Origin of the sequence: Gordonia sp. 852002-51296_SCH5728562-b (assembly GCF_001665475.1) — a bacterium.
Taxonomy (GTDB): Bacteria; Actinomycetota; Actinomycetes; order Mycobacteriales; family Mycobacteriaceae; genus Gordonia; species Gordonia sputi.
Genome location: NZ_LZMI01000092.1, coordinates 24,522 through 31,707, shown reverse-complemented (window position 1 = coordinate 31,707; position 7,186 = coordinate 24,522). Strand labels below are relative to the sequence as shown.

Genomic DNA, 7,186 nt, shown 5'->3' with positions numbered 1-7,186 from the left:
CTGGGGTGGCCGCCGGGGGGGGGGGGGGGGGCGCAAACTCCCCACCCACACCCCCCCCGGGGGGGGGTTGTCCCGCCGACTGGGCGCTTCGTCGCGTCGAGTGTGCGTTTAGTCCAGGTCTCCGCCGGTGATCTTGGCCGTGGTGATCTGCACTGGAAGCTTGGGCTTGCCGTCGTTGGCCTCGCCCGACGGTCCGGCGGTCACGCCGCCTGCGGCGACCTTGTCGAGCACCTTCAGGCCCTCGGGGTCGACCTTGCCGACTACCGAGTAGTCGGCCGGGAGCTGACTGTCGGAGATCACGAGGAAGAACTGGCTCGAGCCGGTGTTGCTGCTCTGGCCGCCCTGGTTGCTGTTGGCGATCGCGATGGTGCCGCGGGGGTAGATCACCGACTGCTGTCCGGTCATCTGGTTCGCCTGTCCTGCGGGCTTGAGATCGGTCGGCGGCTCGTCGGGGCTGCTCCAGCCCGGGCCGCCTGCACCGGTTCCGGTGGGATCGCCACACTGCAGCACCTTGAGTGCCTCGCTCGTGGTCATGCGGTGGCACGGGGTGTCGTTGTAGTACTTGTCGCTGATGAGCGAGATGATCGCGCCCGTGTTGCACGGTGCCGACGCCCGGGTCAGCGTGATCGGAATCGCGCCCTGGGACGTGTCGAACACCGCCGAGACGTCGCCGGACTTCAGTTGCCGGTCACCGGGCTTGGGGGCTGTCCGCTTCTTCGGGATGCCCTCGTTGATCATCTTGTTCATCTCGGCCGCGTACTTGCGGTACTCGTCGTGCTGCTCAGCGGGCACACCCTGCGGCGGATCGGTGGGGATCGGCTTGAGGCGGTCGGGCTGATCCTGATACTGACACGACGTCCATCGAGCGGCTTCGCGGTCGTCGAGGACCTTCTTCACGATGAGCGTGGTCGCGGTGGCGACGACTGCTACCACCACCACTGTCGAGATCGACGCGATGAGGATCCGCCGACGCTTGCGATCCTGGCGCTCGCGTTCGAGTCTGTCCTCAAGCTTCCGCTTGGCGGCTTCGCGGCGTTCCTCGTTGGTGGTCACGCTGGTGAACCCTCCTGAGACGTCTGTCGGGGCGTATGAAACTCGGTGCGTATCAAACACGGCGCGTATGAATCACGGCTGTATCGACACGCAAGTGTGCCAGGACACCCTGAGAGTTCTCCAGGCAGGTGTGCCGGAGTGTCGTCGAGTGGTGTTCGGACATGCGCCAGAATGGAGGGTCAGGAGCGACGCGTCATCGGCGCCCGCGTCATGTCGAAGCCGAGGAGAGCACATGCTGATCACCGGATTCCCCGCCGGGATGTTCCAGACCAACTGCTACATCGTGGCGCCCGAGCCGGGCGGTGAGGCGGTCGTCGTCGACCCGGGGCAGGAAGCGGCGGGCAAGGTCGCCGAGATTCTCGCCGAGCACGACCTGACCCCGGTTGCGGTGCTGCTCACCCACGGCCACCTCGATCACACCTGGAACGCCGCTGATGTCTGCGACGCATACGGGATTCCCGCCTATATCCACCCGGCTGATCGCCCGATGCTCGCCGACCCGGCGGTCGGCCTCGGCAGCGCACTCGGCGCGATGATCGGGCCGTTGACGTTCCGCGAGCCGGAGAAGGTCATCGAGTTCGTCGACGGTGAGCCGATCGAGGTGGCGGGCATCCGGTTCGACGTCGATCTCGCGCCCGGCCACACCCAGGGGTCCGTACTGTTGCGCACCGACGTTCCGGTCCTCGACGATGCAGGTCAGGAGACCAGTGTCGGAGTCTGCTTCTCCGGTGACGTACTCTTTGCGGGGTCCATCGGACGCACCGATCTGCCCGGCGGCAACCACCGGCAACTGCTCGAATCGATCGAGTCGAAGCTCCTCGGGTTGCCCGACCAGACCCAGGTGTTGCCCGGCCACGGGCCGCAGACCTCGATCGGGCAGGAACGCGCGACGAACCCGTTCCTCACTGAATTGGGGGAGTCGAGCCGACAGAAGGGAAGCAGGAGACTGTGAGCGCCGACTTCGTCGCACCGAAGGGCATCCCCGACTACTACCCGCCCGCGTCGGCTGATTTCCGCCGCGTCCGTGACACGTTCACCGACGCCGCTCGGCGCGCCGGCTACGGACACATCGAACTGCCGATCTTCGAGGACACCGGCCTCTTCGCCAGGGGCGTCGGCGAGTCGACCGACGTGGTCAGCAAGGAGATGTACACCTTCGAAGACCGCGGCGGCCGGTCGGTCACGCTTCGTCCCGAAGGCACCGCCGGAGTTGTCCGCGCGGTCATCGAGCACGGCCTCGACCGTGGACAGCTCCCCGTCAAGCTCTGCTACGCGGGTCCGTTCTTCCGCTACGAACGCCCACAGGCCGGCCGCTACCGCCAATTGCAGCAGGTCGGGGTGGAGGCGATCGGCGTCGACGACCCCGCGCTCGACGCCGAGGTCATCGCGATCGCCGACGAGGGGTACCGACGGCTCGGATTGTCGGGATTCCGCCTGGAGATCACCTCCCTCGGCGACGACTCCTGCCGCCCGGCATACCGCGACGCGCTGCAGGAGTTCCTGAGCGGACTCGACCTCGACGAGGCGACACGTCAACGCGCACAGATCAATCCGCTGCGCGTGCTCGACGACAAGCGGCCCGATATCCGCGAGGCCACCGCCGACGCACCGCTCATGCTCGACTATCTGTCCGACGACGCGCGCGGCCACTTCGAGAGTGTGCTGTCGCATCTGCGCCAGCTCGGCGTGCCGTATGTGATCAATCCCCGCCTGGTCCGCGGCCTGGACTACTACACCAAGACGACGTTCGAATTCGTCCACGACGGACTCGGCGCGCAGTCGGGTATCGGTGGCGGCGGTCGCTACGACGGCCTGATGCGTCAGCTCGGCAGCAAGCAGGACCTTTCGGGTATCGGCTACGGGCTCGGCGTCGACCGTACGATGCTGGCCCTCGAGGCCGAGGGCATCGCGCACGTCGACGCCGCGCGGTGTCAGGTGTTCGGGGTGCCACTGGGCACCGACGCCAAAGCCGAATTGGTCAGTGTCGCAGGGCAGTTGCGTGCTGCGGGCGTCAGCGTCGACCTCGCCTACGGCGACCGCGGACTCAAAGGCGCGATGAAGGCCGCGGATCGGTCCGGCGCGAAGCTGGCGCTGGTACTCGGCGACCGTGAACTCGCCGAGGGGACCATCGAGGTCAAGAACCTGACCAACGGGGAGCAGCACAAGACGTCGCTGGAAGGCGTCGTCGACGAGGTGCGCGGCCTGCTGGCCTGAGTGCGATCCCGGGATCCGCGCGAACCGCATCAATCCGGCAATGCCCCTGTATCGGGCATGAAATCCGTTGCGGCACTGCACTATCCGATCGGATAGGTGTGTGGGTCCGATCGACGGGTTTCGATCTGAGCAGATGTTCAGATGAGCGGTGATCGTCCTATCGTCGTGTCATGAGTTCGTCAGTCACCGTCGCCGCCAGGTCCTCGCGACGTCTGTCATCGCTGTCGTCCCGCCTCTCACGTGGGGAGTGGGCGAGCATCGGCGGAATGGTCGCGGCCGTCGCCGCGCTGCACGTGATCGGGTGGGGGACGTTGGTGTTCCTGGTGGCGCCGGAGCATTTCACCGTCGGTCAGAAGACGCTCGGGATCGGCATCGGACTCACGGCGTACACGCTGGGGATGCGACACGCGTTCGACGCCGACCACATCTCGGCGATCGACAACACGACCCGCAAGTTGATGGGTGAGGGTCAGCGGCCGCTGACAGTCGGCTTCTGGTTCTCGCTCGGACATTCGAGCGTCGTCTTCGGCCTCTCCGTGCTGCTGGCGTTCGGGATCAAGGCTCTCGCAGGCTCGGTCGAGGACGACTCATCGACGCTGCATCAGGTGACGGGCCTGATCGGAACGAGCGTGTCGGGTGGATTCCTGTACCTGATCGCCACGATCAACATCGTGATCTTGCTCGGCATCCTCCGTGTCTTCCGGGACATGCGGCGAGGCGTGTACGACGAGGCGCAACTCGAGGAGCACCTCAACAACAGGGGCTTCATGAATCGCATTCTCGGTCGCGTGATGAAGGTCGTCAGCAAGCCGTGGCAGATGTATCCGATCGGCGTGCTCTTCGGACTCGGATTCGACACCGCGACCGAGGTGGCACTACTGATCCTGGCCGGATCGAGTGCTGCGGCGGGTCTGCCCTGGTACGCGATCCTGTGTCTGCCGGTCATCTTCGCCGCCGGTATGAGTCTGTTCGACAGCATCGACGGGTCGTTCATGAACTTCGCCTACGGGTGGGCACTCGCCAATCCGGTGAGAAAGGTGTACTACAACCTCATCATCACGGGATTGTCCATCGCGGTCGCACTCGTCATCGGCACCATCGAAGTGCTCGGGCTGCTCGCCGACGAGTTCGGGTGGAGGGGCAGGTTCTGGGACGACGTCTCCGGCATCGACCTCAACGTGCTCGGTTTCGTGATCGTCGGATTGTTCGTCGCCACGTGGATCGTGTCGCTGGTGGTGTGGCGCTTCGGACGGATCGAGGAACGCTGGACTACCGCGCTGGCGCAGCCGGTTGTCGACGGACCGACCTCGGACTGAGCGCGCTAGCGCGTCATCTCCTCGCGCAGGACGTCGAGGCTCACCCCGCCGAGCGCGAGGGCGTTGGTGTGGAAGTCCTTGAGCGTCCACCCGGGATGTCGGGTCAGCGCCTGCGTCCGGCACTGCTCCCAGACACGTTGTCCCAGCGCATAACTCGGCGCCTGTCCGGCCCACCCGAGGTAACGGTCGAGCTCGAAGCGCAGCACCGCCCGATCCATCGCGACCGACGCGGTGAGAAACCGCCACGCCTTCTCGGCATCCCACGTGCCACCACCGACGGATGCGGGTGCCGCCTTGCGGCAGTGGACACCGATGTCGACGACGACCCGCGCCGCGCGTAGGCGCTGCGAGTCGAGCATGCCCATCCTGTCGCCGGGGTCGTCGAGCCAACCGAGCTCGCTCATCAACCGTTCGGCATAGAGCGCCCAGCCCTCACCGTGTCCCGAGGTGAAGGACGCGAGTTTGCGCCAGGTGTTGAGGTCGGGATCGACGATCGCGGCCCCGAGCTGCAGGTGATGGCCCGGCACGCCCTCGTGGTAGACGGTCGTCTTCTCCTGCCAGGTGTGGAAGACGGTCTGTTCCGGCGGTACCGCCCACCACATCCGCCCGGGGCGGGAGAGGTCGGCGCTCGGCTGCGTGTAGTAGATGATGCCGGTCGACGACGGCGCCAGCCGACATTCGAGTCGGGTGAGTCGGTCGGGAATGTCGAAGTGTGTGCCGGCGAGGCCGTCGACCGCCGCGTCGGAGGTCTGCTGCATCCACGCGAGGAACGACGCGCGATCGAAGATCTGGTACTGCGGCGCGGCGTCGAGGAATTCGAGTGCCTCGGCGACGCTCGCGCCGGGCACCAGGTCCGAGGCGATCGCCTGCTGTTCGGCGGTGATGGCGTCGAGGCGATCAAGCGCCCAGTCGTAGGCCTCGTCGGGATCGACATCGGTGCCGAGGTAGTACGGCAGCCGGAGGAGGTACCGGTCGCGTCCGATGGCGTCGTCGGGGTCGGCGGAGTCGAGGACCGTCGACCGCAACAGTGCGGCCAGAGCGTCGAATGCGGCACCGCCGCTGTCGAGGGCGGAGGCCAGGTCGACGGAGAGTGCGTCGTCGGAGGCGATCGGCGTGGTGTTCTGCGCGATGGCCGTGCGCGCCCCATCGGCTTGTGCCGCAACCAGTTCGACCTGTCGTCGTGCGAGCGCGGGTCCGACGTCGCGCCGGTGCTCGAGTCCGACGATGACGCTGTCTATCGCCGCAGGGATCGCGTTGATCCGCGCCACCATGTCGGCGCGCTGTTCGGCGGTGTCGGTGGGCATGAGGTAGAAGATGTCGCGAATCGCCTGCAGCGGTGAGGCGATCACGTTGCACTCACCGGTCAGTTCACCGGCGTCGGTGAGCGCGAGTTCACGATTCAGCCCGGCTCGCATCGTGGCGACGGTGACCCTGTCGACGTGGTCGGCGGGTGACGCGGCGTCGAGTCGTGCCAGCGTCGAGCGCACCAGGGCTGCCCGTTCGTCGACGGCGTCGGGGGAGAAGTCCGTCAGCAGACGGTCGTGGCCGGCGAGGCCGTACTCGGTGGCGAGGATCGGGTCGAGGGCGGCGCTACGAGCCAGATGGTCGTCGGCGATCGCGTCGACGGGGGTCGGTATGCGCGCGGTGTTCTCAGAGATCATTGGTGGAGAACGTGTCGCACTGGCGTGGGTCGCCGTTCTTGTATCCGGTCGAGAACCAGCGGACTCGCTGATCGGCCGAGCCGTGCGTCCAGCCCTCGGGATTGGAGTTTGCACCCTGGATCGTGTCGTCGCCGATCGCCTTGGCGGTCTGGATGACCGAGTTGATCTGATCGGTGGTGAGCGGTTCGAGCATCGCGTCGGTGCCCTTGTCGGCGTGATACGCCCACACGCCCGCGTAGCAGTCCGCCTGCAATTCGGCGCGGACCGAACCCGACTTGGGTCCCTTGGAGCCGAGCTGCTGGCCCTTCTGCAGCGCGCCCGTCAGGTTCTGCACGTGGTGGCCGTACTCGTGGGCGACGACGTACTCCTGCGCCAGCGGACCGTCGCTGCCACCCATCTGCTTGAGCTCTGCGAAGAACGACGGGTCGAAGTAGGCGGTCTTGTCGACGGGGCAGTAGAACGGGCCGGTCGCCGAGGTGGCGGCGCCGCAGCCGGTGTCGACCGAGTTGCTGAAGATGACGGTTTTCGGCGGCGTGTAGCCCTTCATCAGGTCCGACCACACCCGGTTGATGCTGATGGTGGTGGCCTTGATGCGGCAGATGTCGTCGGTATTGGCCTTCTCGATGGTGCACTGGGCGAGGTGCTCGTCGATCTGGCTCGCCGAGTTGCTCGTCGAACCCCCGGTCGTCGACGACGATCCGAGGATCTGGCCGGGATTGATGCCGAGGAACAGTGCGACCAGCGTGACGATCAGTCCGGCACCGCCGCCGAGCGCGATACGGCCGCCTCCGCCACCGCCGAAACCGCCGCCACCCCCGCCGCCGGACACGTTGCTGTTGTCCAGCCCCCCGCTGCCTTGGAACGTCATGCAGGTCAGGCTACCGGCGAGGACGTCCGGATACGGGTGAACCACGCCCAACGGTCACGTCTCGGGGTGGTGTC

General features: G+C 66.6%; 6 protein-coding genes. 3 read left to right on the top strand and 3 right to left on the bottom strand.

The window, feature by feature from the left end:
- Positions 1-108 precede the first annotated feature (108 nt).
- The gene (locus tag A5766_RS16530; RefSeq protein WP_005202626.1) at positions 109-1,053 is read right to left on the bottom strand and encodes a peptidylprolyl isomerase; all 945 of its coding nucleotides are present in this window, start codon (positions 1,051-1,053) and stop codon (positions 109-111) included.
- Between the two features lie 232 nt (positions 1,054-1,285).
- Between A5766_RS16530 and A5766_RS16525 the strand changes: the two genes are divergently transcribed.
- From A5766_RS16525 to A5766_RS16515, 3 genes are all read left to right on the top strand, one after another.
- The gene (locus A5766_RS16525) at positions 1,286-2,005 is read left to right on the top strand and encodes an MBL fold metallo-hydrolase (RefSeq protein ID WP_005202628.1); all 720 of its coding nucleotides are present in this window, start codon (positions 1,286-1,288) and stop codon (positions 2,003-2,005) included.
- The gene (gene hisS / locus A5766_RS16520; protein WP_005202630.1) at positions 2,002-3,267 is read left to right on the top strand and encodes a histidine--tRNA ligase; all 1,266 of its coding nucleotides are present in this window, start codon (positions 2,002-2,004) and stop codon (positions 3,265-3,267) included. Before A5766_RS16525 ends, hisS begins: the two co-directional genes overlap by 4 nt.
- Positions 3,268-3,437: 170 nt before the next feature.
- Complete coding sequence (locus tag A5766_RS16515) at positions 3,438-4,583, top strand: HoxN/HupN/NixA family nickel/cobalt transporter (protein ID WP_064905549.1); 1,146 nt, start codon at positions 3,438-3,440, stop codon at positions 4,581-4,583.
- Positions 4,584-4,588: 5 nt separating this feature from the next.
- Here the strand turns inward: A5766_RS16515 and A5766_RS16510 are convergent, their stop codons facing one another.
- Together A5766_RS16510 and ypfJ are read right to left on the bottom strand one after the other, a co-directional pair.
- On the bottom strand, positions 4,589-6,244 hold the full coding sequence (locus tag A5766_RS16510) for a DUF885 domain-containing protein (protein ID WP_064866334.1): 1,656 nt from the start codon (positions 6,242-6,244) through the stop codon (positions 4,589-4,591).
- The gene (gene ypfJ, locus A5766_RS16505; RefSeq protein ID WP_064905553.1) at positions 6,234-7,112 is read right to left on the bottom strand and encodes a KPN_02809 family neutral zinc metallopeptidase; all 879 of its coding nucleotides are present in this window, start codon (positions 7,110-7,112) and stop codon (positions 6,234-6,236) included. Before ypfJ ends, A5766_RS16510 begins: the two co-directional genes overlap by 11 nt.
- Positions 7,113-7,186 lie beyond the last annotated feature (74 nt).

Excerpts from the sequence above, each read along its gene's own strand:
- ypfJ (WP_064905553.1), bottom strand. The coding sequence starts at position 7,112 with ATGACGTTCCAAGGCAGCGGGGGGCTGGACAACAGCAACGTGTCCGGC.
- A5766_RS16510 (WP_064866334.1), bottom strand. The coding sequence starts at position 6,244 with ATGATCTCTGAGAACACCGCGCGCATACCGACCCCCGTCGACGCGATC.
- A5766_RS16525 (WP_005202628.1), top strand. The coding sequence starts at position 1,286 with ATGCTGATCACCGGATTCCCCGCCGGGATGTTCCAGACCAACTGCTAC.
- A5766_RS16515 (WP_064905549.1), top strand. The coding sequence starts at position 3,438 with ATGAGTTCGTCAGTCACCGTCGCCGCCAGGTCCTCGCGACGTCTGTCA.